The organism is Paenibacillus aceti, from assembly GCF_003614185.1.
In the GTDB taxonomy this organism is placed as follows: Bacteria; Bacillota; Bacilli; order Paenibacillales; family Paenibacillaceae; genus Fontibacillus; species Fontibacillus aceti.
The window spans coordinates 1,142,676-1,167,781 of sequence record NZ_KZ987724.1 but is presented as its reverse complement, the minus strand read 5'-3'; the positions used below and the strand labels follow the sequence as shown (position 1 = coordinate 1,167,781).

At 50.8% G+C, this 25,106-nt stretch carries 22 protein-coding genes and 3 riboswitches; of the genes, 2 read left to right on the top strand and 20 right to left on the bottom strand.

The window, feature by feature from the left end; all coding sequences use genetic code 11:
* Positions 1–19 precede the first annotated feature (19 nt).
* A complete protein-coding gene (locus BFJ94_RS05205) occupies positions 20–1,354 on the bottom strand; it encodes a voltage-gated chloride channel family protein (protein ID WP_120465097.1) in 1,335 nt (444 codons plus the stop codon).
* A 70-nt stretch (positions 1,355–1,424) separates the two neighbouring features.
* Positions 1,425–1,485, bottom strand: a riboswitch (Fluoride riboswitch).
* 149 nt (positions 1,486–1,634) lie between these two features.
* On the opposite strand from BFJ94_RS05205, the gene BFJ94_RS05200 reads away from it, so the two are divergent.
* Entirely contained in the window at positions 1,635–2,768 is a 1,134-nt protein-coding gene (locus tag BFJ94_RS05200; RefSeq protein WP_188831461.1) for a chymotrypsin family serine protease, read from the top strand.
* Positions 2,769–2,952: 184 nt separating this feature from the next.
* On the opposite strand, the gene rpoD is transcribed toward BFJ94_RS05200, so the two are convergent.
* The 11 genes from rpoD to BFJ94_RS25305 form a co-directional block, all read right to left on the bottom strand.
* Positions 2,953–3,846 carry an RNA polymerase sigma factor RpoD gene (rpoD, locus tag BFJ94_RS05195; RefSeq protein WP_120461707.1) on the bottom strand — a complete coding sequence of 298 codons (894 nt, stop codon included), beginning with the start codon at positions 3,844–3,846 and terminating at the stop codon, positions 2,953–2,955.
* Between the two features lie 733 nt (positions 3,847–4,579).
* A complete protein-coding gene (locus BFJ94_RS05190) occupies positions 4,580–6,883 on the bottom strand; it encodes a histidine kinase (protein ID WP_120461706.1) in 2,304 nt (767 codons plus the stop codon).
* Between the two features lie 40 nt (positions 6,884–6,923).
* Entirely contained in the window at positions 6,924–7,556 is a 633-nt protein-coding gene (kdpC, locus tag BFJ94_RS05185) for a potassium-transporting ATPase subunit KdpC (RefSeq protein WP_120461705.1), read from the bottom strand.
* 30 nt (positions 7,557–7,586) lie between these two features.
* Positions 7,587–9,617 (bottom strand): potassium-transporting ATPase subunit KdpB, encoded by a 2,031-nt coding sequence (kdpB, locus tag BFJ94_RS05180; protein ID WP_120461704.1) that lies wholly within the window; start codon positions 9,615–9,617, stop codon positions 7,587–7,589.
* A gap of 22 nt (positions 9,618–9,639) precedes the next feature.
* On the bottom strand, positions 9,640–11,319 hold the full coding sequence (kdpA, locus tag BFJ94_RS05175; RefSeq protein WP_120461703.1) for a potassium-transporting ATPase subunit KdpA: 1,680 nt from the start codon (positions 11,317–11,319) through the stop codon (positions 9,640–9,642).
* Between the two features lie 30 nt (positions 11,320–11,349).
* Positions 11,350–11,763 carry a hypothetical protein gene (locus BFJ94_RS05170; RefSeq protein WP_120461702.1) on the bottom strand — a complete coding sequence of 138 codons (414 nt, stop codon included), beginning with the start codon at positions 11,761–11,763 and terminating at the stop codon, positions 11,350–11,352.
* A gap of 121 nt (positions 11,764–11,884) precedes the next feature.
* A riboswitch (cyclic di-AMP (ydaO/yuaA leader) is annotated at positions 11,885–12,087 on the bottom strand.
* 96 nt (positions 12,088–12,183) lie between these two features.
* Positions 12,184–12,427, bottom strand: a riboswitch (cyclic di-AMP (ydaO/yuaA leader).
* A 991-nt stretch (positions 12,428–13,418) separates the two neighbouring features.
* Entirely contained in the window at positions 13,419–14,414 is a 996-nt protein-coding gene (locus BFJ94_RS05165) for a metal ABC transporter solute-binding protein, Zn/Mn family (protein ID WP_120461701.1), read from the bottom strand.
* A gap of 64 nt (positions 14,415–14,478) precedes the next feature.
* Positions 14,479–15,339, bottom strand: coding sequence for a metal ABC transporter permease (locus tag BFJ94_RS05160; protein WP_120461700.1), 861 nt, complete (start codon positions 15,337–15,339; stop codon positions 14,479–14,481).
* The gene (locus BFJ94_RS05155; protein ID WP_120461699.1) at positions 15,339–16,082 is read right to left on the bottom strand and encodes a metal ABC transporter ATP-binding protein; all 744 of its coding nucleotides are present in this window, start codon (positions 16,080–16,082) and stop codon (positions 15,339–15,341) included. The genes BFJ94_RS05160 and BFJ94_RS05155 overlap by 1 nt, the downstream gene beginning before the upstream one ends.
* Positions 16,083–16,183: 101 nt before the next feature.
* Positions 16,184–16,564 (bottom strand): hypothetical protein, encoded by a 381-nt coding sequence (locus tag BFJ94_RS05150; protein ID WP_120461698.1) that lies wholly within the window; start codon positions 16,562–16,564, stop codon positions 16,184–16,186.
* Positions 16,561–16,698, bottom strand: a complete 138-nt coding sequence (locus BFJ94_RS25305; protein WP_162944179.1) for a hypothetical protein — start codon at positions 16,696–16,698, stop codon at positions 16,561–16,563. Before BFJ94_RS25305 ends, BFJ94_RS05150 begins: the two co-directional genes overlap by 4 nt.
* A 223-nt stretch (positions 16,699–16,921) precedes the next feature.
* Between BFJ94_RS25305 and BFJ94_RS05145 the strand changes: the two genes are divergently transcribed.
* The gene (locus BFJ94_RS05145; RefSeq protein ID WP_120461697.1) at positions 16,922–17,620 is read left to right on the top strand and encodes a metal-dependent hydrolase; all 699 of its coding nucleotides are present in this window, start codon (positions 16,922–16,924) and stop codon (positions 17,618–17,620) included.
* A 290-nt stretch (positions 17,621–17,910) separates the two neighbouring features.
* On the opposite strand, the gene BFJ94_RS05140 is transcribed toward BFJ94_RS05145, so the two are convergent.
* The 8 genes from BFJ94_RS05140 to BFJ94_RS05105 form a co-directional block, all read right to left on the bottom strand.
* A complete protein-coding gene (locus BFJ94_RS05140; RefSeq protein WP_276145663.1) occupies positions 17,911–19,134 on the bottom strand; it encodes an MFS transporter in 1,224 nt (407 codons plus the stop codon).
* 44 nt (positions 19,135–19,178) lie between these two features.
* Positions 19,179–19,787: a TVP38/TMEM64 family protein gene (locus BFJ94_RS05135; protein WP_120461696.1), complete on the bottom strand. Its 609-nt coding sequence runs from the start codon at positions 19,785–19,787 to the stop codon at positions 19,179–19,181.
* A gap of 36 nt (positions 19,788–19,823) precedes the next feature.
* Complete coding sequence (locus tag BFJ94_RS05130) at positions 19,824–20,171, bottom strand: antibiotic biosynthesis monooxygenase family protein (RefSeq protein ID WP_120461695.1); 348 nt, start codon at positions 20,169–20,171, stop codon at positions 19,824–19,826.
* A gap of 187 nt (positions 20,172–20,358) precedes the next feature.
* A complete protein-coding gene (locus BFJ94_RS05125; RefSeq protein ID WP_120461694.1) occupies positions 20,359–21,156 on the bottom strand; it encodes an ABC transporter ATP-binding protein in 798 nt (265 codons plus the stop codon).
* Complete coding sequence (locus tag BFJ94_RS05120; protein ID WP_120461693.1) at positions 21,156–22,070, bottom strand: ABC transporter permease; 915 nt, start codon at positions 22,068–22,070, stop codon at positions 21,156–21,158. The genes BFJ94_RS05125 and BFJ94_RS05120 overlap by 1 nt, the downstream gene beginning before the upstream one ends.
* Positions 22,071–22,100: 30 nt before the next feature.
* Positions 22,101–23,096 (bottom strand): ABC transporter substrate-binding protein, encoded by a 996-nt coding sequence (locus BFJ94_RS05115; RefSeq protein ID WP_120461692.1) that lies wholly within the window; start codon positions 23,094–23,096, stop codon positions 22,101–22,103.
* A gap of 458 nt (positions 23,097–23,554) precedes the next feature.
* Positions 23,555–24,064, bottom strand: a complete 510-nt coding sequence (locus tag BFJ94_RS05110; RefSeq protein WP_308424696.1) for a metallophosphoesterase family protein — start codon at positions 24,062–24,064, stop codon at positions 23,555–23,557.
* Positions 24,064–24,993, bottom strand: coding sequence for a DUF7916 family protein (locus BFJ94_RS05105; protein WP_120461691.1), 930 nt, complete (start codon positions 24,991–24,993; stop codon positions 24,064–24,066). Before BFJ94_RS05105 ends, BFJ94_RS05110 begins: the two co-directional genes overlap by 1 nt.
* Positions 24,994–25,106: the final 113 nt, after the last annotated feature.

The window sequence follows — 25,106 nt, the reverse complement described above, 5'->3', positions numbered from 1 at the left end:
GGCTCATTCTTTAAACAAGCTATTCTTTACTAGAATCCCGAGGCTGCCTCTTGATCTTCCTCCAATCATTCAGGGAAGTGTCCGTATCAATCTGCAGCAGAGAGCTCTTCGAAACGCCGATTTGCTGGGAAGTATAGATCCCTGTGTGGCCGGAGAATACATAGCTTACGATACAAGCGATGAACATATACAGCGCTCCCTCAGAGCCGAATATCTCGATCCCCATAATGAAGCACGCGATCGGCGTGCTTGTCGCCCCACAGAAGACCGCAATAAAGCCAAGCGCAGCCAGAAAAGGTGCATATATATGAAGCAAGTCACCAAGCGTATGCCCCAGAGTTGACCCGATCACGAATAGTGGCGTGACCTCTCCGCCCTGGAATCCGGTGCCGAGCGTAAGGGAAGTAAACAGTAGCTTCCACAGAAAAGCAAATGGCGATACTCCCTCCGAGAGTGAGCTAGTAATTAACGGTATGCCCAAACCCAAATAGTCGCGACTTCCGACAAGATAGACGAGGGCGATAATGATCAGGCCGCCGACAGCCGATTTAAGCATCGGGTTCTTAAACAGGCGGGTAAAGGTTTTTTTCAGGAAATGAGTTAATTCACTGAAGCAGAGCCCCACCAGACCGAAGATGGCAGACGCGATCAGCACCTTAAGCAGCACCATCGCGGATAAGCTTGGGAACAGATCTACAGAATAGCCCGTATGATGGACAGCCCATACATGAGTCGCCACAATATCACCGACGAAGCTGGCAGCAAAACAAGGGATGAGCGCCCGATAGCTGATCATCCCGATGGCTATTACTTCAAGGCCGAAGACCGCGCCGGCTAACGGAGTTCCGAACACCGAGCCGAAGCCGCCGCTAATGCCGCACATCAGCAGAATACGCCGGTCCATCGGGTTGATCTTGATGATTTTACCGAACCATTCCGCCAGACTTCCGCCCATTTGTACCGCTGTGCCTTCACGCCCAGCCGAACCGCCAAACAAATGAGTGAGCAGCGTCCCGAACAATACGAGCGGAGCCATTCGCAGCGGGATCGTCTCATTACTGTTCTGAATATTTTCCAAGATCAGATTATTCCCCTTAGAGCTGTTACCACCAAATTTCATATATAAATAGCTGACTAGCACCCCGCCCACAGGTAATAGGAATAATAGCCACGGATGCGATAGACGCTGCTGTGTCACATAATCGAGACTGTGCAGGAAGAAGGCCGAGGCGCTTCCGGCAAGAATGCCAATGATCCCCCCGAGTACAATCCATTTGATAAAAGACCCCAGATAAGCAATATGCGGGTATCTGTACAGCAGACTTCCCCATCTCTCCCCATTTAGTTCTTTCATAGCATAGTTCCTCTTCTCTAAATAATCTGCCGCCATAGCTCAAAAAAACAGACTCCTACCAGGATACCCATTCCTGGTAGGAGTCATTAGCCTTCATGGCGGTTATGGCGAACTCCATCGCCTATTCGTTTCACTCAATTTACTACCAAATTATATTACATTCACGTTATAGCGTCAATCGGTACCTCAATGTAGAGTCAAGCTGCTCAAGCTTGGGCAGGCAGATGCCTTGCCCCCTGCATACAATAAAACAAAAAGCGAGAGAGAAAGGTGACTACTATTGACCAGTTTTCGCAAAGCCTATTTATTGAAGCAACGTATCGCTAACCATATGCTGAAGCAGCAGGGAATTCACGGAATTGGCGTCGGTCTGAAGGAGCCCGGCAAACCGGGAAAAGGAGCAGCTGTCATCGTCTACGCTACCCCGGCGAAAGCCACCGCAGCAGGCCGTAAGCGTAAAAATACACATTCCCGGCAAACGCCCCCCGTAATCGCCAAGAAAATCTCCGGCGTCCCTGTCCGGGTGGTACGTTCCAAGGGCTTCAAGAAGAACGGCGTAGACAGCGGAAAATTTATGAAGCGCATCCGCCCTGTCATCGCCGGCTATAGCATTGGACAACCGGATGAATCAGGGACGGCCGGACTGATCGTCAGCACGGATGCCCGGGGGCATAACCGTTATATCTTTAGCAATAATCATGTGCTTGTGGACGGCAATACGAGTCGGCCCTCGGCAACCATTCAACCCGGCGGAGCCGATGGAGGAACCGTCAAGCAAGATCTGGTCGGATACTTGAGCAAATACGTCAAGCTTCAAAAGAAAAAGGCGAATTATATAGATGCGGCCATCTCCCGTCCGCTGCGAAGGAATCTCGTCAAGCCGACATATGCTGTATTCGGCAAAGTACCCGGGTACGTTACGCAATACAAGGTGGGCGATCGCTTCAAGAAGGTAGGCCGAACGAGCGGCATCGTGACAGGCACCGTTGAATCCATTCATACGGATATTCAGGTCAATTACGGGGATTATGGCAATTTGGGAGCCATCACTTTCAAGAATCAGAGTGTCATTCGCGGAAAAAAACCTGTCTCCTTACCGGGAGATTCAGGCTCTGTCTGGCTGACGAAGAAAGGAAATAAAGCCGCGGCCGTCAATTTTGCCGGATCTGACAACGGTTATCGTTCCATCTCTTACCCCGTCGATTGGTTCATGAAGGTGTTCGGCGCCCAAGTGGCCGATAGCGGGAAGCACGGCCTGTCGAAGCCAGATCGCGGGAAGCAGAAGCAATATGTGTACACCCATCCCCTGTCAGCTGCAGCCCTGAAGACGATTTCCTGCCGCAAATGCAAATGTAAATCCGCCAACAAATCCACCAAACCTGCGAAGTCTGCTAGATCCGTCAAATCAAAGTAACCAAAACACCTTTGTTCAAAAGTGAATTGCATTACCTTGCTTATGCCTTGATCAGACAGGGCAAATCGCTGCGCTCTATGATGGCGGTCTAACGACCACTTCGCTTAATCTACGTGAACATAGAACAGGACCTGACAAAGAAGGTCAGGCCCTGTTCTATGGCAAATGAATATAAAATAATTGGTTATTCCATGAAATCCTTCAGACGCTTGCTGCGGCTAGGATGTCTCAGCTTACGCAGCGCTTTGGCTTCGATTTGACGAATCCGCTCCCGCGTAACCCCGAACTCCTTACCGACTTCCTCCAGTGTACGCGAACGTCCATCATCCATACCGAAGCGCAGACGAAGCACATTCTCTTCACGTTCAGTGAGTGTATCCAGCACTTCCTCCAATTGCTCCCGCAATAACTCGAACGCAGCGGCATCCGCTGGCGCAAGAGCGTCGTGATCCTCGATAAAATCGCCCAGATTGGAGTCATTCTCCTCACCGATCGGCGTCTCCAGCGATACAGGCTCCTGTGCGATTTTCATAATCTCACGGACCTTCTCCGGTGAAATATCCATTTCGGCGGCGATTTCTTCCGGCGTAGGCTCGCGCCCAATCTCTTGCAGCAATTGTCTGGATACACGGATCAGCTTATTGATCGTCTCAACCATATGCACCGGAATCCGAATCGTCCGGGCTTGGTCAGCAATCGCTCTCGTAATGGCCTGACGTATCCACCAAGTCGCATACGTACTAAATTTAAATCCTTTGGAATAATCAAATTTCTCAACAGCCTTGATCAGACCCATATTTCCTTCCTGGATCAAATCGAGAAATACCATACCCCGGCCGACATAGCGACGCGCGATACTGACAACAAGGCGTAGGTTTGCTTCCGCCAGACGGCGTTTAGCTTCCTCATCACCTTGTTCCACTCTCTGTGCCAGCTCGATCTCTTCCTCAGCTGACAACAAAGGGACACGTCCTATTTCTTTGAGATACATTCTGACTGGATCATCGATTTTAACTCCAGGAGGTAACGAAAGGTCATCTGTCAAGTAAGCTTCAGTATGCTTCAAATCCTCTGCCATCAGTCAGACCCCCACCCTAAAATAAGAACAAAATAACTCCGCTTTCAATATTTCTGCCAGTAGTGTGCCTATTTGACAATTTAATGCGTTTATGCTAATATGGTTTTAATATTGCATTGGAAACGCCTGTGTTTTGGCTATCCGTCATTTTAACATAAGTCTTTATTAATTACAAGTCTAATTCGGAAATAGATTATGGTTCCCCTTTAAGAGTTTATATTATCTATGAGATTTTAACAGGTCAAGTGAGGTTACATGGTAACCCAGCTTGGCCTGTTTTTGCTTTATCTTTTTGCTAGCAGCCTTCGATGTCTGCGTGGCGAGATGGGTCAAATCAGGTCAAGGGAACGAAGCCAGGACTTTCCGCTGACAAGCGGTCAAAAATGACCGTTAGAGCATGAAAACAACAACTTCGCTCTTCTAACGGACACTTTTGACCCTTAGAAGCACAAAATGCAATTTCTCGCGACAAATCCCCCTGTAATGGACATCATTGTCCGTTACAAGAGCAGGATGCCACAGGATCAACGCTAACGGACAATGATGTCCGTTAGCGTTGATCCTGCCAGAACATGGGATGTTCACATTTTAGGGCACGCAAAAGGAGCGTCTCCAAGTCGGAAGATCGACTTTTGAGACAGCCCCTAGCTCCCAACCTCCCCTGTTCATAGAAATTCCTGCATAATTGCAGGCTTCGCTTTCTTTGAGGAATGGGCATTGACCTAGTCCCGGATCAAGTCTCACTCCTTGCGACGATGAGCACATCGCGCATGGCTGAACCACGCAGCAGACGCATCGACATTGAGCTTCTGGACAGCCTGCACGCCCTTTTAGCCCCGGACTGTCCAATGATCATTTGGGATGCACCCAGCTCCGTAGCCCTTGCCAGAAAAGCCGGGGCGATCTCCGTTCGCCGGCTTATCTCCAGCAATTCAAACCGACCGCCTAATTGCTCGGTTAATCTCTGGATCTGCTCTAGCTCGGCAGAACTTCCTCGCATAGTGCAATAATCCGTGCAGGCCACATACCATTCAGCTTTCAAGCGGTAGGCAAGCCTGAAGCCGCGGCGTATCATCCGCTCGGCCTCCGCATAATGATCGATGCAGACGAAGATCAGCTCCTTCCTGCGCCACGGTCCACGCAAGGAAGTTCTATGCTCCCAGGATTCCAGCCGTTCATCAACATCATCGGCCAGCTCCCGCAGCGCCAGTTCTCTAAGCGCGATGAGATTCCCCATCTTGAAGAACGAATTCAAGGATTGCTCAATCTTGGCTGGTGCATAGATTTTCCCTTCCTTCAGTCGCTGGCGGAGCATCTGCGGCGTTACGTCGATCAGCTCGATTTCATCGGCCATTTGTAGAATGGCATCGGGAACCCGCTCCCGAACCCGGATTCCTGTCAATTGCTCTATCGCATCATTCAGACTCTCCAGATGCTGCACATTGACCGTCGTGATTACGGAAATTCCAGCTTCGAGAATCTCCATCATATCTTCGTAACGCTTCTTGTATCTACTACCCGGAATATTAGTGTGGGCTAATTCATCGATCAGCACCACCTCCGGATTTCTCTCTATTATCGCTCTTGTGTCCATCTCCTCCAGTTCCGTTTGCCGATACAGCAGCTTTCTTCGTGGAATCAATTCCAGACTGCCGATTTGCTCCTCGGTCTCCTGCCTGCCGTGGGTCTCCAGCAAGCCGACCACGATATCGATCCCTTTCGCTCTTAGCTGATTGCCTTCCCGCAGCATCGTATAAGTCTTGCCTACGCCCGGAGCGGCACCGATGTATATTTTGAAGGAGCCTCTGCGTAAATGCTCCGTCCGTTTGACCGCTTCCTCGTTGCTCGGCCTGCGGAAGGAGCTGCCCCTATCCGATCCCGCTGAGCGCATAGACATAATACGCTCCCCTTCCGTCTCGGCACTATCCGCGACGAGGAATAAGTCTGTATTCCGCAGCTTACACAGCAGCCCTCTAATGATGGAGCCCTTCCTCATCTCCTGCCATGCGCTCATTTTAGAATGTCCCATGACAATCCTTGTAATCTTGCGCTCCACGGCCAGCTCAGCCAGCTGTCCCGCTAGCCTGCGTCTGCCCAGTGAGGTCAGCTCAAGCAGCTCTGCTCCGATCTTATCGCATAACTGCTCTATAGAACGTTTAAAGGCCGCTTGCTCCTGCGTCAATTTCACACCTGGCTTCACATAGACAACTACAATAAGCTCTCCGTTCAAGCGCTTGGCAATTTGCTGCCCCCGTCTAATATAGATCGACCCGTTCCAATGATACTGCACGGATACCAGAATACGCTCCGCTGCGCCGGAAGGACCGTTAAGCCCCTGCAGCATGCGGTGTTTATCTAGCATGTCGCTTACCCCATCGGCCATTAGCCGGAGCGATAGCTCGCGCAGAACCGCCACATTATCTCTATGGCATATTGCCGGGTGTACCTCTTCGCCGAGCAGACCAGCTTCAATCCGCTTCAACAAAGTCTCCGGCGATACGTCGATCAATCTGACTTCATCGGCCATATCCAGCGTATCCGGGGGTACCGTGTCCTCCGCCCGGATTCCGGTATGCTCCTGAGCAATTCGATCCGCCCCGGCCAGCTCATATACATTGATCGTTGTAATCACGCTGATTCCGTGATTCATCAGGAAGCGGATATCCTCCAGTCGGGTCGCATTCTGTGCCCCCTCCCGGTTGCGATGAGCGAGGTTATCCACGAGCATGACCTCAGGGTTGCGCTGCAGAATGCGTTCCAGCGGCAGATCCTCCCGTACCCTGCCCTCCTTCATCCAATGAATGCTCGGCAAGCATTCCAGCCCTTCGAGCTGTTCCATTGTAGCTTCCCGCTGTGAAGTCGTCACCGCGCAGGCAATCACATCTATACCTTGTGATCTTAGAAGCTGTCCCTCACGGAGCATATGATATGTTTTGCCGGTGCCACTAGCCGCACCGATCAGCACCTTCAGCTTGCCGCGCTGAATTTGTTCTATATAATGTAGAATTTCTTCAGGCGTCCTCCTCCGGTAAGTCATCGTCGCTCCTCATCCTCCGCTTGTTATTCATCGGATCTGATCATTGCTTCGTTACCGCTATTAGCTCCTGCAGCGCCAGATTCAGCTTCAATACATTGACTCTAGGCTCGCCGAAGAGGCCGAGGTCCCGTCCGGTAGTCGCATCGTCTATTAATGAGTTCAATTTCTGAACCGAAATTCCTGTCAAGCTGCTGATGCGGGGAATCTGTACTTCAGCGGCTTGCGGCGTTATATGCGGGTCCAGCCCCGAGCCTGAATTGCTAATGAGGTCGATAGGCAACTGATTTAGTGCCACTTCCGGGTTATTCATCTCCCACTTCTCCAGCGATGCCTGCATACGAAGCATAAGCTGCGGGTTGGAAGGCGCATAGTTCATAGAACCTGACCCTGCTCCGTCATATTCGATGCTGGATACTCGGCCCTGGAATAATTTCGGGTCCTGAAAGGATTGACCGATCAGCTCCGAACCGACTACAGTTCCCGAGCTATTCTTGATCAAGCTCCCCCCAGCCTGCCAAGGGAATAATAATTGTGCCAGTCCGGTACTTACTAACGGATAGATCATACCGCACAGGACGATCAGAATAAGACTAAAACGCAGACCAACCCATAATGCCGATAATGCCGCGCCTGTATATGATGATAATGATTGATGTGTATATTTAACATCCATCTTGATAACTTCCTTTCCAGGTAACTTAGTTTAGATCCATAAATGCACGAACAGATCAATCAATTTAATACCGATAAAGGGAGCCACAACCCCGCCCAAGCCGTAAATCAGTAAATTTCTGCTAAGCAGACGCTGCGAGCTCATCGGCCGGTACTTCACCCCGCGCATGGCAATCGGAATCAACAGCGGAATAATCACCGCATTGAAGATTAAGGCCGAGAGAACCGCCGAGAGCGGAGAGCCGAGCTTCATCACATTGAGCACACTCATCTGCGGGATCGCCAGCATGAACATCGCCGGGAGAATGGCAAAATATTTAGCAATATCATTAGCGATACTGAACGTAGTCAGCGCCCCGCGGGTCATAAGCAGCTGCTTGCCGATGCCTACGACCTCGATCAGCTTGGAAGGGTCCGAATCGAGATCGACCATATTGGCCGCCTCCTTCGCGGATACCGTTCCACTGTTCATGGCCAGCCCCACATCCGCTTGAGCTAATGCCGGAGCATCATTGGTGCCATCTCCGGTCATCGCCACCAATTTCCCAGCGGCCTGTTCCCGGCGGATCACATCGATTTTGTCCTCAGGCTTGCATTCGGCAATATAATCATCGACCCCCGCTTCCTGAGCGATGGTCGCCGCTGTCAGCGGATTATCGCCGGTACACATAATCGTGCGGATGCCCATTTTTCGTAATTGCTCGAACCGCTCCTTCATCCCCGGTTTAACCGTATCTTTTAAATAGATAACTCCATAGATTACTGCATCAACAGCGACCGCCAGCGGGGTTCCGCCCGCAACCGCCACTCGATGGGTCACAGCCTCCAGATCATCCGGAATCTGCCCGCTCTGTTCCGCAACCCAGCGACGGATCGCATCGACCGCTCCTTTACGCACCCTGCGGCCATCCGGCAGATCAACGCCGCTCATCCGCGTCTCCGCCTTGAATTCGATACTATCTCCTGAACGGGCTAACAGTTCATCATAGATTAGGCCCCGCTCCCGCAATAATGCGAGCACCGAGCGCCCTTCCGGCGTCTCATCAAATTGCGAAGAGATCGCGGCCCAATTGGCCAACTCAGCCTCTGTCCCAGCTCCGACAGGCAGAAGTTCAGCCGCCATCCGGTTGCCGTACGTTATAGTTCCTGTCTTATCGAGAATCATCGTATTGACATCCCCGGCCGCTTCGACCGCTTTGCCCGACATCGCCAGCACATTGTATTGGGTAACCCGGTCCATGCCAGCGATCCCGATCGCCGACAGCAGTCCGCCAATCGTCGTCGGAATCAGGCAGACGAGAAGGGAGATAAGCACCGCCGTCTCCAGCTCAATATTTAAATAGTCAGCGATCGGCTTCAATGTGAAGACGACGATCAAGAAGATAACCGTTAACACGGCAAGCAGAGTGCCCAGCGCAATTTCATTCGGCGTCCTCTGCCGCTTCGCGCCTTTGACCAATGAGATCATCCGGTCGATGAAGGATTCCCCCGGATCGTTCGTAATACGAACGACGATGCTATCGCTGACGACCAGCGTCCCCCCTGTTACCGAGCAAAAATCCCCGCCAGCTTCTTTTATTACAGGAGCGGATTCCCCCGTGATCGCCGATTCATCCACCGAGGCCAAGCCTTCGATGATTTCACCATCCCCGGGAATCATTTCACCTTGGGAGACAACGACGATATCCTCCTTACGGAGTTCCGTAGAAGGAACGCTACGCAAGCCGCCGCCTACCCGCTTATTAGCCATGACCTGCTGCTTCGTCTTCTTCAGATGGTCCGCCTGAGCCTTCCCTCTTCCTTCGGCCAGAGCCTCGGCGAAATTCGCGAATAAGATCGTGATTAGCAAAATCACGAAAACGGCAATATTGAATCCCGTATGACTGCTCCTCCCAAGTATCCCTGGCAGCAGCATCTGCAGCAGGACGAGCATCGCGCCGAGTTCTACAACGAACATCACCGGATTCTTGATCATCATGACAGGATTCAGCTTCCTGAAGCTGTCCAGAATGGCCCGTTGCACCATTCTTCCGCTTAGTATCGATTTACGCTGAGTGCTCATATTTGGCACACCTCTTTGTTCATTATTTTAAAGTTAGAAATTCGGCGACAGGCCCGGCTGCAATGACCGGCAGGAACGTTAATGCCCCGATCAGTAAGACCGTTCCGATCAAAATTCCGGTAAATAGCTTATTATCTGTTCGCAGTGTGCCGATCGACTCAGCAACTGGCTCCTTGCCCATCAAGGAACCGGCTACCCCGAGCAAGGCTATCATAGAGACATACCGGCCCAGCAGCATCACGAACCCGGTCATGATATTCCAGTAAGGCGTATTATCCGCCAGCCCCTCGAAGCCCGATCCGTTATTGGCCGCCGAAGAGGCATATTCATACAGCATTTGGGTTAACCCATGATAGCCTGGATTTGTCACAGCCCCATAGCCAAGTCCGGTCATGGCGCTAATTGCGGTAGGTACGAGCACGATGAACGGATGAATCAGGATCGCGATGGCGATCAGCTTCATCTCCTTGGCTTCGATTTTTTTGCCGAGAAATTCCGGTGTCCTGCCGACCATCAAGCCGCAAATAAACACCCCCAGTATGGCGTACATCATCATGTTCATAAGACCGACGCCCTTGCCGCCGAACACTACATTCAGCATCATCTGCACCAGAGCGGCCAAGCCGCCCAGCGGTGTGAGCGTATCATGCATATTGTTAACACTGCCCGTCGTCGCAGCGGTTGTCACTGCCGTGAATAACGCCGAGCCGGCAACCCCGAAGCGTACCTCTTTGCCCTCCATATTTCCTTGTGACGCATCGACGCCAAGGGTATGGATCAGCGGATTCCCCGCTTGCTCACTGAAATAGACCAGAGACAGAAAAGCGACAAACAGAATGAACATCGCCGTAAAAATAACCCAGCCCTGCTTCTTATTCCGTGCGAACAAGCCGAATGTATAAGGCAGCGAAGCGCTGATCACCCACATCGACCAAATCTCGATGGCATTCGTCAATCCGCTCGGATTCTCGAACGGATGGGATGAATTGGCGCCGAAGAATCCGCCCCCATTCGTTCCCAGATGCTTGATCGATTCCAGCGAGGCAACAGGACCGAGCGCAATCCGCTGTACCGATCCTTCCAAGGTGTGAATAGCGGCGGCTGGCTCCAGCGTCTGTGGAACCTGCAGCGCAACCAGCAGCAAGGTAACGATCAGAGCTGCGGGCAGCAGGATGCGGACGATTGCCTTGACAAAGTCCACGAAGAAATTCCCCAGTAGCTTGCCCGTCCCCGTGATCCCACGGATAAAGGCAATCGCGATGCATAGCCCCGTCGCAGCCGAGGTGAACATCATCATCGTAATAACCATCATTTGCGAGAGGTAGCTTAGCCCCGTCTCACCACTATAATGCTGCAGATTCGTGTTGGTCATGAAGCTGATTACCGTATTGAATGCCAAGCTCGGCTCCATTCCCCCTATGCGATCCGGATTCCAAGGCAGCCACTGCTGCAAGCTTAATAGTATGAAGCAGATCGTCATCAGCACCGTATTCGAGGCCAAGAGACTGACCATATACTTCTTCCAGTCCATCCCTTCACGCTGTCTGTAGCCAGCTAGCTTGAATATGAGATTTTCCATCCCGCCAAAAATTCGATCACTGCGATTCGGCACATTCGAGAACACATGATATATATAAGTTCCGACCGGCTTCACCAGTAATAGAATCACGCCGATCACGACTAGCATTTCTAAATAATCCATATAACTCACCCCATCATCCTTATACGATCTTCAGAGCTCAAGCTCTGGGCCTGCACCAAGCAGAAATCCAACCTCACCAGTTACCGAATGTATGACATAGCTGGCACCCAACCCTTTGTAGATCATGCGCGGACTCCGGTTAGGAGTAATGATGAAGATCGGGTCAGCGCTCCAGCGACGGCAAATCTGCAAATAACGGCAGGTCAGTGTCAGACTTAGTTCAAAAATATAACAGCGGCCCACCGGAAAAGGCGGAGCAATCCAGCTCTCTTCATCACCCGTCTTCATCCGCAGCACATGCTGGACGCCAATTTTACGGAGAAGGCTCTCCTCCCTCTTGTTATTGACAAGGACGATGAAATTGTATTTCCTCGCGATTAAGAGCAGAATGAACTTCAGGCCCACCGAATTTGGCGCAGCCACCAGAATATATCCTTCCTTCATTTGATTACGCCTCCTTGGATATGAAGCAGACAACACAAAAGAAGCCGCAGGAAAGATAGTAACCTTCCCCACGGCTCCATAGTATGGTCAGTCCTAGACCACAATACTGGCTCTTGGTGGTTGCTTCTTCCTGAACGCTTGCGAGGTTAGCTGTCGGATTCGGGCGTGGAAGTCGCCCTACCTTGGGAAGTATCATTCTTCCAAGGATTCACCCCATGAAGCTCGTCTGTGTGTATGCTCGGTCGGGCCGAGCACAAGCTGGCTTCGTCATTCGTTGGTTCCCCCGCTGCCGCCACATAGGACGGCATTCAGCGATTCGTTTTTATGGATTTTTTTCAGTTGTTTTTCAAATTTACGCATAAAAAGCCACAGAGGCTAACGGTCCTCTGTGGCCCAATCGATTGCGGCGCGCAGTCACCCTTCCTCTCCCATATCCACGCTGACGAGGTTAGCTGACGGATTCGGGCGGTGAGAGTCGCCCTACCTGAAGGGAGTCCATGGTCTCCCTTCAAGATTCACCCCGATCCGAATTGCCGTTCGATGGCTCTCACACCGTCTTGGGCAATTCAGATAATGAGCAGGCCGCGATGATCATCAGATGACGGCATGCCCGGTTGGTTCCCCCGTTCTCCGGAGTGATCCGGAGATTAAGCGATCAGAAATCGGTTCAATTTGATATATTCTGGATTGAATCATAACGCTGCTGTGATAAGCTGTAAAGTCAGCTTCCCTGCCAAAAAATGACTTAAATAAATGCAACTCGAAAATATATCGCTTACATTCATCACTATCTCGCTAATTCACGATATATCTCTTTTTCGCTCGGCTTTTGATCATTCTGGCTTGGCAATATGAGAGGGACGCCGTACACATACACTAGAAAGCCTGCAAATAGGCAGTAATTCACTCAGAACAGGTGGCTTGTGGGAAGAATACCTGCATTTTTGCAGTTTTCGCCCGCGTCTTCAGTAGTAGTTCGGTGGGGGTGAGGGAACTCTTTGCACAATAGTTAGGTAGTTGCGAGGTAATCAGGCAGGTAGCAGCAGTAAATAAGTTACTCTCCGTCGCGCAAGCTTAAGGGGCTGTCTCAAAAGTCGAGCTTCCGACTTGGAAACGCCCCTTTTGCGTGTTCAAAAATGTGAACATCTCCCTGTTCTGGCCGGATTAACGCTAACGGACATCATTGTCCGTTAGCGTTGATTCTGGGGCATCCCGCCCTTGTAACAGACATTAATGTCCATTACAAGGGGATTTGTCGCGAGAAATTGCATTTTATGCTTCTAAGGGTCAAAAGTGTCCGTTAGAAAAGCGTAGTTGTTGTTTTCATGCTCTAACGGGCATTTTTGACCGCATGTCAGTGGAAGTCCTGGCTCGTTCCGCCGGATCTCCTTGCGGGGGCTAGAGGAGGTTCACACTGAGTTTGGGATTGTGGCTTTGGCCCACAAAAAAGTTGGACGGAAAACATGACGTTTCTCCGCCCAACTTTTTATTTTGGAGGCTTATTGGACTGTTCGAGATGATCCTCCATACCTGGGGTTCGCATGCTCTCCCCCCTTTTCTGAATTGCGATCAGGCTCGCCGCCTACCGTCAGTTGATGCTTCAAGCCAGTGCGTTCCACTTGCGAGTGGATCGAAAACGCACCCCATCCATCCTTTTATGATTTACTTAATTCACTATGCATGAGTTCAAGATTATAATTCAAATATTTGATATACGTGTCCACTTCTTCTCCCGGCTGTCCGATTTCATCGGAATAGATCCGCTTCTCGGCGATGCGTACGCCAGTTTCATTCGAGACTGTCTCCATCGGGCGTGGGTCCACATTGGATTCAATAAAGAGAACTGGTACTTTATGCTCCTTGATAAATTCAACCAATGATTTGATCTGGGTCGGCGAACCGTTCTCCTCCGTATCAATCTCCCAAATATACGCTTCCTTCAATCCATAGTGGGTCGTCATATATTGGAATGCGCGTTCGCTAGTCACGAGGATGCGATTCTCTTCCGGAATGGAATTGATCTTAGCTTCATATTCCTTGTCAAGATCTTTGAGCTTGCCGATATACTCATCCGCCCGCTTCTGGTAATTATCCTTGCGCGCCGGGTCCTTCTTCATCAGAGCGTCCCGCATATCCTCAGCCATCTTGACACCGACCGCAGGGTCGATGAAGGCGTGCGGGTTAATTTCTTCCTCATGACCATCCTTGCCGCCGATATACATCGGCTCAACGCGCTCGGTCAGGTTGAATACATTCTCCTCTTTTTGACCGACGGACTCAATCATTTTGAAGAACCAGCCGCTCTTCCCGCCTTCCAGATTCAAGCCATTATAGAAAAGGACATCCGCGTCCGTTGCTTTCTTGATATCCTCAGGCAATGGTTCATACTCATGCGGGTCTGTGCCCGTCGGTACCAGGTTATGAACCTCGACATCCTCACCGCCGATTTCTCTTGCGAAATCTTCAAGAATCGTGAAGGATGTAACCACCTTAAGTAGAGCTTCCTTGCTTGAGTTGGTTGAGTCTGATCCTGCATTTGCAGAGGCAGGCGTTGCCCCAGAGTCCTTGCCTGAATTCGCTTGCCCGCACGCGGCCAGCACCAACAGCGCCGCGAGCGCTGGTAATAACATCAATCTTTTAAACATTTTCATTATCCTATACTCCTTAAAATATAATCTTAATTATTCCAATTTCCCCAATTCCGTTATTACTTCCTTACTTACCAACAGCCATTCTCCGCTTATTGATCTTCAGCTTGCGCCCAAGGACTCCCTGCCTCGGAGAGAACAGGAACGCGAGCAAGAAGATAGATGTCGTCGCCAATGCGATGACTGGTCCGGATGGCAGATTATAGAGAAAGCTGACATAAAGGCCGATCATCGAAGATAGAGCCCCGAAGAACATGGCGAGACCGATCATCGTGGATAGTCTATTCGTCAGCAGATATGCCGTAGACGCTGGCGTAATCAGCATGGAGACGACCAAAATAACGCCTACCGTCTGCAGGGATGCTACTGTGACAAGGGTCAGCAGTACCATAATCGAATAGTGAATAAGACGTGTCTTCAAGCCATAGGCCGCAGCCATAGTCTCATCGAAGCTGGAGACTAGCAATTCTTTATAGAAGAGTAGAACCGCCAGCAGCACGATGGCTCCCACGGCAACCGTCAGCCACATATCCGACGCCCGAACCGACAGAACATTTCCGAACAGAATCTGTGTCAGGTCCGTCGCGCTCTTGGCGATCGTAATCAGGATGATACCGAGAGCGAAGGCGGCGGAGAACACCAGCCCGATGGAAGAATCATTCTTGACGCGGCTATTCTGATTAATGACCCCGATCCCCAGCGCAGTCAGTATTCCGGAGACAATCGCCCCATAGAAATAATTGATTCCCAGCATATATGAGATGGCCACGCCTGGCAGAACAGCATGAGAGATAGCGTCCCCCATCAGCGCCATTCCGCGCAATACGATAAAACACCCGATCACGCCGCATATAATACCAACCACAATCGAAGTAACAAAGGCTCGTTGCAAAAATTCATAAGCTATTAAATCATGTATAAATTCCATTACATGCCAACCCCCAATTTCCCTAACATCGGAAACGGTATCTGATATGCCTCCTGCATCAATTCCGGACGGAAGACGTCATCCACTGGTCCACAGCCGATCAGCTCTTTATCCATCAAGATCAGATCATCGAAATAACTCTCCACCTTGCTTAAGTCATGATGCACGACGAATACCGTCTTCCCCTCATCCCGTAGCGACTTCAAAATATCGATAATGACGGTCTCACTGGCAACATCAATCCCGACGAAGGGCTCGTCAAGGAAGAAATATTCCGCCTTCTGGGCCAGCGCACGTGCCAGGAATACCCGCTGCTGCTGACCGCCGGACAGCTCGCCGATCTGATTGTGCATGAATTGCTCCATACCCACCTTGCGAAGACATTCCAACGCCCATTCCCTATCCCTCTTCTTCGGCCACCGCAGTAAGCCCAGGGTCGGAAATGTCCCTAGCAGCACCGTATCCTTCACGATAATCGGGAAGTCCCAATCGATATTCGAACGCTGCGGTACATAGGCGATTTTCTTGCGCATCGAGGTGAGCGGCTGTCCTCCCAGCGTAACCTCTCCACCATCACGGGGGATGAGATTAAGCATCGCCTTCATCAAAGTCGACTTACCCGCCCCATTCGGTCCGAGGATTCCAACGAGCTTGCCGGTTTGCAGCGAGAAGCTTACATTCTTGATGACTTCTTTCCCGTAGTACGATATGTACAGATTGCTAACATCTACAGTTTGGGGCATGTCTTTCCCTCCTCCAATTATTTTATTATTAAGAAAAAATGTTTCCTTAAAGAAACTTGTGTATTATGTTAGACCATCTCGTATAAAAAGTAAAGGCTGTTTCACGTTTTTAAAGTTTTTGATCGCGGAATAATTACATGCCTTGGAGAAATGGAGCGAGCACATACGTTGATATCCGCCTTGGTCTGCTCAACATATTGCGTCGCCATTCTCACGCTTGCTGAATTCTCCACCGCCTGTTCCGCAACTCTGCTGATGGACGCATTCAACTCCTCTACAGCGGAGGCCTGCTCTGTCGAGCCTACAGCAAGAGCCTGAGCTCCGCTCGATACTTGATCCGCACCGATACTAACCCCCACAGTAGACAGCATTAATAACAATACGATCCCGAAGCTCACGATCAGCTTCATGTTGATGGTAAGATTCTTCATCAGCCCTCTATTTACTTTCTTATTGTTGATGTCTTTGAGCTGCTTTTTCATAGCCACACTCCCCTTCTGTCGTAAACACTGTTATTGAAATGCTCTGCTTCTCTCATGAAATTTGCATACTTGCCATGAAGCGTGTCTTCTTCCTGTTCTTGCAGCCTCGATATATCTGCATCCATCTGCGCCATGCCTTCTTCCCCCTTCTTCATTAGCCCGAGTTCGATATGTGCAACAGAATATAGTGAAAAATGCGCCCCGAAAAACCTGTTGTACCGACAATACAACAGATTTTTTCGGGGCGCATACTCCATTTTGTAGTATTTTTTTAATCTAGCTTCAGACTTTGGAAAGCGATCCGCTATAGCTATAATAGAGATATAGATCTTAATTTAGCAATAAGGAGCGATATTTATGAAATTAACGTATCTGGGACATTCAGGTGTATATTTGGATACTGGCGACTACCGCCTGATCATCGATCCTTTCCTGACAGGAAACCCGAAGGCTGCCGTTAAAGCCGAGGATATCGAGGCCGACTACATTCTGCTTACTCACGGACATTCGGACCATATCGGGGACGCCGAGACCATCGCCAGAAGAACCGGAGCCCCGATTATTGCCATTGTAGAGCTTGCTGATTTCTTCCAACAAAAAGGTCTGCAAGTAACTGGCATGAATCTGGGAGGCTCGTACAACTTCCCATTCGGCAAGCTGACCTTCACTCCTGCTCTGCACAGCTCTTCCGTCGAAGTGAACGGGACTAATTTGTACCTTGGTGTCGCCGCAGGAATCGTGCTTAACATAGACGGATTTACCCTATATCATAGCGGCGATACAGCCCTGTTCAGTGATATGAAGCTGATCGGAAGCAAGCATCACATTGACCTCGCCTTCCTGCCGATCGGGGATTTCTTCACCATGGGTCCGGAAGACGCACTGCTCGCTGCCGAATGGATCGGCGCCAAGCATGTCGTTCCCATCCACTACAACACCTTTGATATCATCAAGCAGGATGGCCCTCTGTTCACCGCTCAATTGGAGAAGCAGGGCATATCCGGCCACGCCTTACAGCCCGGTGAGAGCCTGGAGCAGAGCCAACTAACCCGATAATAACGAGAAAAAGCGTTGCTCAGTCTCTCTCGAAGCTCTAACGAAACTCCATATCGTTATTTTCGCAAAATCAGCACCCACAGAAATCTAAAGAAACACCATATCGCTATTGGGGTAAAAACGGCCATTTAACCCCTTTCCTGCCCCAATAGCGATATCCAGTTTCGTTAGATATTTAAATCGCTTCTTTTGACGCAAATAGCGATGCCCAGTTTCGTTACAAGTTACAAATAGGTCCGGTATGCGCAGCCATCAGCGCTACCGGACCTATTTCATGAAACTCTATAGTGCTAATCCACCAGTTCCTTGCCCTTCGTCTCGGTGCCCAGCCATAGCACAGCGATCGCGCCGATCAGAACCGTGACGAAGAACAGCCAGAAGATCGAGCTGATCGGGACATCACGAGCCACCAGCCAGCCGACTAGGAATGGGGCGATTACCCCGCCGACCCGTCCGAAGGAAGCGGCAAAGCCGACACCGGTCGAGCGGACCTTCGTGGGGTACAGCTCAGGCGTATAGGCATACATGCCGCCCCAAGCGCCAAGGTTGAAGAAGGATAGGCAGATGCCGGAAGCGATCAACATCCCTTCCGTCGTTGCGCTCCCGAACCAGGCCGCGCTCGCTGCGGTCAAGACGAGATACAGCACCAGCACAAATTTGCGACCAAATTTCTCAATGAAATAAGCCGCAGTGAAATACCCTGGCAGCTGAGCCAATGTCATGATCAACACATATTCGAAGCTCTTGACGAGACTGAAGCCCTTCAGCACCATGACCGAGGGCAGCCACAGGAACATGCCATAATAGGAGAACACGACGGTAAACCATAGAATCCACAGCATAATCGTGGAACGGCGATGCGGATAAGACCATACGGAACGCAGCTTCTCGCCCATCGAGAATCTCTGTCTCATCGTATCGGCCTGAGCGATGAATCGCGGCGGGTCCTCGATCGATTTGCGCAGGTACAGCGCGTACACCACCGGTACGGCACCAATCACAAAGGCGGTCCTCCACCCATAAGGCGGGATTACAAAATAAGCGATCAGCGCAGACAGAATCCAGCCGATAGCCCAGAAGCTCTCAAGCAGGACCACCGCACGCCCTCGATCCTTCGCCGGTACGGATTCCGACACCAGGGTAGAGGCCACGGGAAGCTCGCCGCCAAGCCCGATCCCGGCGATAAACCGGAGCACGCATAGAATGGCAAATCCCGTTGCTGCTGCGGACAGGCCACTCGCCACAGCGAAGATCACCAGTGTCCAGAGCAGAACCGCCTTGCGGCCGAATCTATCAGCGGCAAGACCAGCCAGTGCAGCCCCGAACACCATCCCGATCGAGTTAATGCTGGTGAATAGGCCTGTCTGCTGCGGATTCAGCCCCCAATCCGCCGCCAGGGCAGCGGCGATGAATGATATAATTCCAATATCCATGGCGTCGAACATCCAACTGAAGCCGGCGCTAAAGAGCAGCTTCCGCGTCTTCGCCTTCTCTACAGTATTCGTTGCACTCAAGTTGCCCACTCTCCACTCACTACATTTCTTTTTCTACTATCCGCTTATACCGTCATGCTGTGATCATGCTTGATCATATTCCGGTTCCTGATCCAGAATATAATGCTCAGTACGACGAGGAACACAACATAGCTAATAATAAGCTTGCGAAGATCGGTATCCGGGAAGATAACCGAAGCGCTTAATATCCCATACAACCAGATGCCTGATAAATTACCGACCATATTCGACCAGGTATAGGAAGACAGCTTCATATTAGATATAGCCGACATGAACGAGATCAGATTGTTGGGCATAATCGGTAGCGTACGCAAAAAGATCACCGCCCATACACCATATCGCTCCAGACCTCTTTGCCATTTTTCATATTTTTGCAGCTTATTCATCCATTTGCGGTTGAACCAGTCGGAGAATAGGTAGCCGCATAATAAATAGACGATCATCCCTGCCGATGTCCCGGCAATCCAGCTTGCCACAAGACCATCTGCGATGCCAAGAACAGAAATATGCAGCAAGACGATGGTCGCAAACGGAAAGATCCCGATTGTCCCTTGAATTAGCGCCAGCGGGATCGTAATCAGTAAAATTGAAAAACCGCCCAGCTGTGTGGCTTCAATAAGCCAATTCGTCCATTGTTCTATCCATCCATTCAAGCGATTTCTTCTCCATTCTCGACCATTGGGCTCTGCTCAAACAGAGTTTCCTCCATGCTCATTCTCATTACCTCCTGTTACGACTCCGGTCTCCAATTTAATTTGAACATAATGTTCGACTAATGGAAAAGGATCGTAATAATGGTGCAGCAGTGCCTTCCATTCCTCATAGCAGGGAGATTGTCGAAATCCGACCTCGTGATCGGTGATCGAATGCCATTTGACGAGTAGAATATATTTGTTCTCGGTTTCTACGCATTTATGTAGCTCATGGCCCAGATATCCGCGCATCTGCGAAATGATTTTCGACGCCTGGCGGAAACTACTCTCAAAATCATTAATCGTGCCCGGTTTGACCTGCAAATGGGCAACTTCAAGTATCATCGTCACACCCCCTCCGTTTTCCTGATTATAGCATGGTGCCCAGCCTTTATGAATCGATTTATTTTAAACGATGTCAAGACAATCAGGCATACCCACTAACGGTACTAGAAAAATAAAAAGACTGACAAATCCACGTGCAAAGTGAAAATGCCAGTCCTTCAATATGCTTAAGTAAGCTTAAGTAAGCTTAAGTGCCAAGCACAACCCGATCATCGCTCAGCTTATGCCCGCTGATCTGTTCAAATTCCCCAAGCAGGCCCGCGATGGATAGATGCTGCTTATCCTGTTCACGGATGTCCAGAATGATGCGGCCGCCGTCCATCATAATAAGCCGATTGCCAAGCCGGATGGCCTGCTCCATATTGTGCGTGACCATCAGCGTCGTTAACTTAAGCTCACTGACGATCCGCTGAGTAAGCTGAGTTACGAGCTCGGCCCGCGCCGGGTCCAATGCAGCAGTATGCTCATCCAGCAGCAGGATCTGCGGCTTGGTGAACGTAGCCATGAGCAGGCTCAGTGCCTGCCGCTCCCCACCCGACAGTGTCCCTACCTTGGCCCGCAGCCGTTCCTCCAGCCCGATGCCCAGCTTGCCAAGCTGCTCCTGGAACAGCTCCCTCCGTCTCGCATTGATACCGATGGACAGGCCGCGGGATTTGCCGCGGGAATAGGCCATGGCCAGGTTCTCCTCAATCGTCATATGCGGCGCGGTTCCGGCCATTGGATCCTGGAAGACCCGGCCGATCCAGCGGCTACGGCGGTGCTCGGATAGATTCGTTATCTCATTGCCACCGATATGAATCGTACCCGAATCGGGTCTCAGCGTACCCGAGATCATGTTCATCAGTGTTGATTTTCCAGCTCCATTACTGCCGATGACAGTTACGAAATCCCCTGGCTTCAGCTGTAAGTTCACGTTCACCAAAGCGATCTTCTCATCGACAGAACCCGGATGGAACAGCTTGGATAAGTGTGAGATCTGCAGCATTATAATCCACCTCCCACACTGTTGCGCTCAGCTTCGGAGCCAATCTCCAGCGAGCGTCGGCGCGCGACCGCCTTCTGCTTCCAGGATCGGCGCATCGTCGGCAGCACCAAAGCGACAATTACGATAACCGCTGTGATCAGCTTCAAATCCGTCTGCTCCAGCCATTCGATCCGCAGCGCCAGCGCGACGACCAGCCGATATACAATAGAGCCGAGCACGACCGCCAAAGTAGCAAAGAAGACATTGCGCGCCCCGAAGATCGCCTCTCCGATAATGACCGAGGCAAGTCCGATCACGATCATCCCGATCCCCGAAGAGATATCGGCAAATTGGGACTGCTGGGCAATTAATGCACCCGAAAGAGCAACGAGGCCATTCGACAGGCTGAGGCCAAGAATAATCGTATAATCGGTATTAGCGCCGAAGCTGCGGATCATCCGCTGGTTATCCCCTGTTGCCCGCAGCGCCATGCCGAGCTCGGTGCGGAAGAATAGATCGAGCAGCAGCTTAATCGCCAAGACGACAAATGGCATTAACAGCAGCGGCGAGACCGAGCTGAAGATCGTCTTCTCGCCGATCAGGGCGACATTCGGCTTGCCCATGATCCGCATATTAATCGAATACAGCGCGATCATCATCAGAATGCCGGACAGCAAACCGTTAATTCGCCCTTTCGTATGAATAAGACCGGTCAGTGTACCGGCGAGCAAGCCGCCAGCAAAAGCGCAGAGGGTAGATACCCAGGCGGGCGCACCGCTGGTAATCATGACAGCAGCGATGGCGCCGCCGGTCGTGAAGCTACCGTCTACTGTCAAATCCGGGAAGTCCAGGATCCGAAAGGTGATGTATACGCCTAACGCCATCAAAGCATAAAGCATGCCGGATTCAAGGGCTCCCAGTAATGAGTTCATCATGATGACACAACCTCCTAATTGTGGAACCGCTTATTCGAGGATATTATTGTCCTTATCCTGAACCTGTTCCTTCATTGCATCCGTTACAGTAATCCCTTGTTCACCAGCGGCCTTCAAATTGAGGATCAAATCCAGCTTATCCGGTACAGTCACCTTCAGATCGCCAATCTTCTTGCCTTCCTTCAAGATCTCTAGCGCCATTTGCCCGGCTTGGTAGCCATGGTCATAGTATTTGAAGCCGACTGTAGCAAAAGCCCCCTTCTCTACCGAATCCCGGTCGCTGGCGAAGAAGGGAATATCATTCTCATTAGCCACTTGAATGACCGTGCTCACCGCTTCTACCACCGTATTATCCAGCGTAATATAGATCGCATCGGCCCGACCTACCAAGGATTCCGCCGCCTGCTTCACTTCTGAAGTATTCGTCACCGAAGCTTTGACGACCTTGATTCCGTGCTTCTCCAATGCCTTTGCCGCCAAATCCGTCATCACAACCGCGTTCGGCTCGCCTTGATTAAGTACGACCCCAACGGTCTTCACATTCGTGAAGTTCCCGGCGATGAAATCCATCAGTTGCTTAATTGCCTCCGGATTCGTATCAGATGCGCCGGATACATTACCACCCGGATGCTCCAGATTATCTACCAATTTAGCGTCAAGCGGATCGGTCACAGCCGCGAACATGACCGGTGAATTCTTCACTTGACTGGCCAGCGCCTGCGCCGGACCTGTAGCGATCCCGAGCACCAGATCATACTTCTCCCCGGCAATTTTCTGGGCGATCGTCAAGTTGTTGGTCGCATCCCCTTGAGCATTGTTGTAATCCAGCTTCAGATTCTCTCCCTCTACGATTCCTGCGTCTTTAAGTGCAGCCAGAAAACCGTCACGAGTCGCATCCAGGGATGGATGCTCTACAATTTGCGATATAGCAATCTTGTACTGCTGCCCGGAGCCCGAGCTCCCACAGCCCGTTGCCGCAAACAACATCATCGAAATCACCAATAATAGACCGATTTTCTTCCTCATTTCCCATAGACCCCCTTAATTAATTCATTGCATTAATAGTATGCAACTTCAATGCGGACTCCGGTCAACGCTTCTATCTGTGAAAGTGATAAAGCGCGAAAAGGCGATCTATCCCATTTTCCCGGAAGATTTTATTATTCTCATATTAAATGGCGGTCAATTCTTAGTCAATCCATAATCACAATTATGTAGATGGAAAATTATTAATTAGTGTATTTGTACAACTATATGGGAGCTTTATGAGCTGCATTGCGGATATAGATGCTTTTGTACAACTATTTGGAAGAATTATGAGATAAATGAGCCTAAAGTGAGAAAATAGTTGTAGGTTCGCAGTTATTTTCTGATTTTCAGAAGATTATTTAAAAATAAGTGTACTTATGCAGTTATTAAGCTGCAAAGCCACACAGAGTAAAAGACAGGCCAGACATCTGACCTGCCTCTATCAAACTACATATTTACAGCTTCCGCTCCATATAAATATGCTTCGCCTTCAGCGTCTCGCCGGAGATTTGCAGTAAGCCGAAGGAGTATTTCGGCTCGCGCCGCTTGTCTGTCGGTGATCCCGGATTGAACAGCAGCAAGCCTTTCTCCTTCTTCAACAGAGGCTTATGCGAATGACCGAATAGAATCGCGTCTAATGAACGACCCTCGAAGATCCGCATCGCCTTCTCCTGTGCAGTACCGCGCCCAGCGGGCAGAAATCCATGAGTGAGCCCGACCCGATGGGAGCCGAGCTGGATTATTTTATGGTAACCGAACTGTTGGACAATTTCCCGGGGATCATTATTACCTGCCACTCCTTCAACCGGAGCCAGCGCAGAGAGCTGCCTATAGACATCCATATCCGTCCAGTCCCCTAAATGAATGATCAGATCGACGCCGCGAAAATGAGAGACCAGCACAGGCGGCAGCGCTGATGCTCCCTTCGGCATATGCGTATCCGATACGATTCCGATCCTCATCATTAACGCAGCGGCGAGGCCGCCATGCGGATATAGGTATGTCTGCGGCCGCGTATCGCCATGGACAGAGCCATGATATTGTCCGGTACCGCAATTCCAGTGTATCCCGCATCGCCAATGTGGAATACATCGGCTCCCGCCCTTTTTGCGCTAAGTGCTATCGCTTTGACCGTATCCACATCGGCTCCCTCCTGACTCGTCCCAATCGCCGCCAGAGCCAGAGCTCCCTGCCCCTTCACTTCGAAGATGATCTCAGCCAGCTCCTCTTCACGAAGCCCCGGGACTGTCCCCGGTGCAGGCAGCAGCACGATGTCAGCACCTGCCTCGGCAAAGGCCAGCGCAGCTTCCCGGTCGATCACTCTGCCGCGCGTACCTGCCCCATGCATCTTCCCGGCGATGACCAGACCGCCAAAATGCTCATTAGCCCGTCTAATCGCATGCACGATCTGCTGATTCGTAACCCCGGTCTTGGGATTACCGGTCAGGCACACGAAATCGGCTCCTAGCTCCTTGGCTTTGCACAGACTGTCTACGGTCGCTCGGCGTCCCTCAGGTAGCTTGCTTAATTGCTCAACCGCTTGCGCAGAATCATCCACTGGTTCGAGATTAATGCCTACGGGCAGGCCCGTCAAGCGCTTCACCTCAGCTATCGGATTGGCAATTCCCTGCTCCCCTCCGGTTGGATGGAATACATCCAGTGGAATTAGTCCACGAACGACAGGGTTGAACACATCGAACACATTGAGCAGAATCATATCTGCACCAAAAGCCTTGGCCAGCTCAGCATTGCTAATCTCCGGCAGCAACGGCTGCGTGACGGCAACCGTCTCGGCAATAACCGTTCTTCCCTCGGCGGCGAGTATCGCCCCCTTCAACTGTTCTCGCTCCATCCTGCGGAAATCAGATGCGCGGCAATCCAGAATTCTCTTCATGGGCTCACCTCATCTTTTTTGATATTATACATTTTATACCACAACGGACCATTCTACGATGAAGTATAACATGCTTTCTGTAAATTCATTGCAACTCGGTGAAAAAGAATAAT

Coding starts and splice junctions, on each gene's coding strand:
- BFJ94_RS05205 (WP_120465097.1), bottom strand. CDS start 1,354: ATGAAAGAACTAAATGGGGAGAGATGGGGAAGTCTGCTGTACAGATAC.
- rpoD (WP_120461707.1), bottom strand. CDS start 3,846: ATGGCAGAGGATTTGAAGCATACTGAAGCTTACTTGACAGATGACCTT.
- BFJ94_RS05190 (WP_120461706.1), bottom strand. CDS start 6,883: ATGACTTACCGGAGGAGGACGCCTGAAGAAATTCTACATTATATAGAA.
- kdpC (WP_120461705.1), bottom strand. CDS start 7,556: ATGGATGTTAAATATACACATCAATCATTATCATCATATACAGGCGCG.
- kdpB (WP_120461704.1), bottom strand. CDS start 9,617: ATGAGCACTCAGCGTAAATCGATACTAAGCGGAAGAATGGTGCAACGG.
- kdpA (WP_120461703.1), bottom strand. CDS start 11,319: ATGGATTATTTAGAAATGCTAGTCGTGATCGGCGTGATTCTATTACTG.
- BFJ94_RS05170 (WP_120461702.1), bottom strand. CDS start 11,763: ATGAAGGAAGGATATATTCTGGTGGCTGCGCCAAATTCGGTGGGCCTG.
- BFJ94_RS05165 (WP_120461701.1), bottom strand. CDS start 14,414: ATGAAAATGTTTAAAAGATTGATGTTATTACCAGCGCTCGCGGCGCTG.
- BFJ94_RS05160 (WP_120461700.1), bottom strand. CDS start 15,339: ATGGAATTTATACATGATTTAATAGCTTATGAATTTTTGCAACGAGCC.
- BFJ94_RS05155 (WP_120461699.1), bottom strand. CDS start 16,082: ATGCCCCAAACTGTAGATGTTAGCAATCTGTACATATCGTACTACGGG.
- BFJ94_RS05150 (WP_120461698.1), bottom strand. CDS start 16,564: ATGAAAAAGCAGCTCAAAGACATCAACAATAAGAAAGTAAATAGAGGG.
- BFJ94_RS25305 (WP_162944179.1), bottom strand. CDS start 16,698: ATGGCGCAGATGGATGCAGATATATCGAGGCTGCAAGAACAGGAAGAA.
- BFJ94_RS05145 (WP_120461697.1), top strand. CDS start 16,922: ATGAAATTAACGTATCTGGGACATTCAGGTGTATATTTGGATACTGGC.
- BFJ94_RS05130 (WP_120461695.1), bottom strand. CDS start 20,171: ATGATACTTGAAGTTGCCCATTTGCAGGTCAAACCGGGCACGATTAAT.
- BFJ94_RS05125 (WP_120461694.1), bottom strand. CDS start 21,156: ATGCTGCAGATCTCACACTTATCCAAGCTGTTCCATCCGGGTTCTGTC.
- BFJ94_RS05120 (WP_120461693.1), bottom strand. CDS start 22,070: ATGATGAACTCATTACTGGGAGCCCTTGAATCCGGCATGCTTTATGCT.
- BFJ94_RS05115 (WP_120461692.1), bottom strand. CDS start 23,096: ATGAGGAAGAAAATCGGTCTATTATTGGTGATTTCGATGATGTTGTTT.
- BFJ94_RS05110 (WP_308424696.1), bottom strand. CDS start 24,064: ATGATGAGGATCGGAATCGTATCGGATACGCATATGCCGAAGGGAGCA.
- BFJ94_RS05105 (WP_120461691.1), bottom strand. CDS start 24,993: ATGAAGAGAATTCTGGATTGCCGCGCATCTGATTTCCGCAGGATGGAG.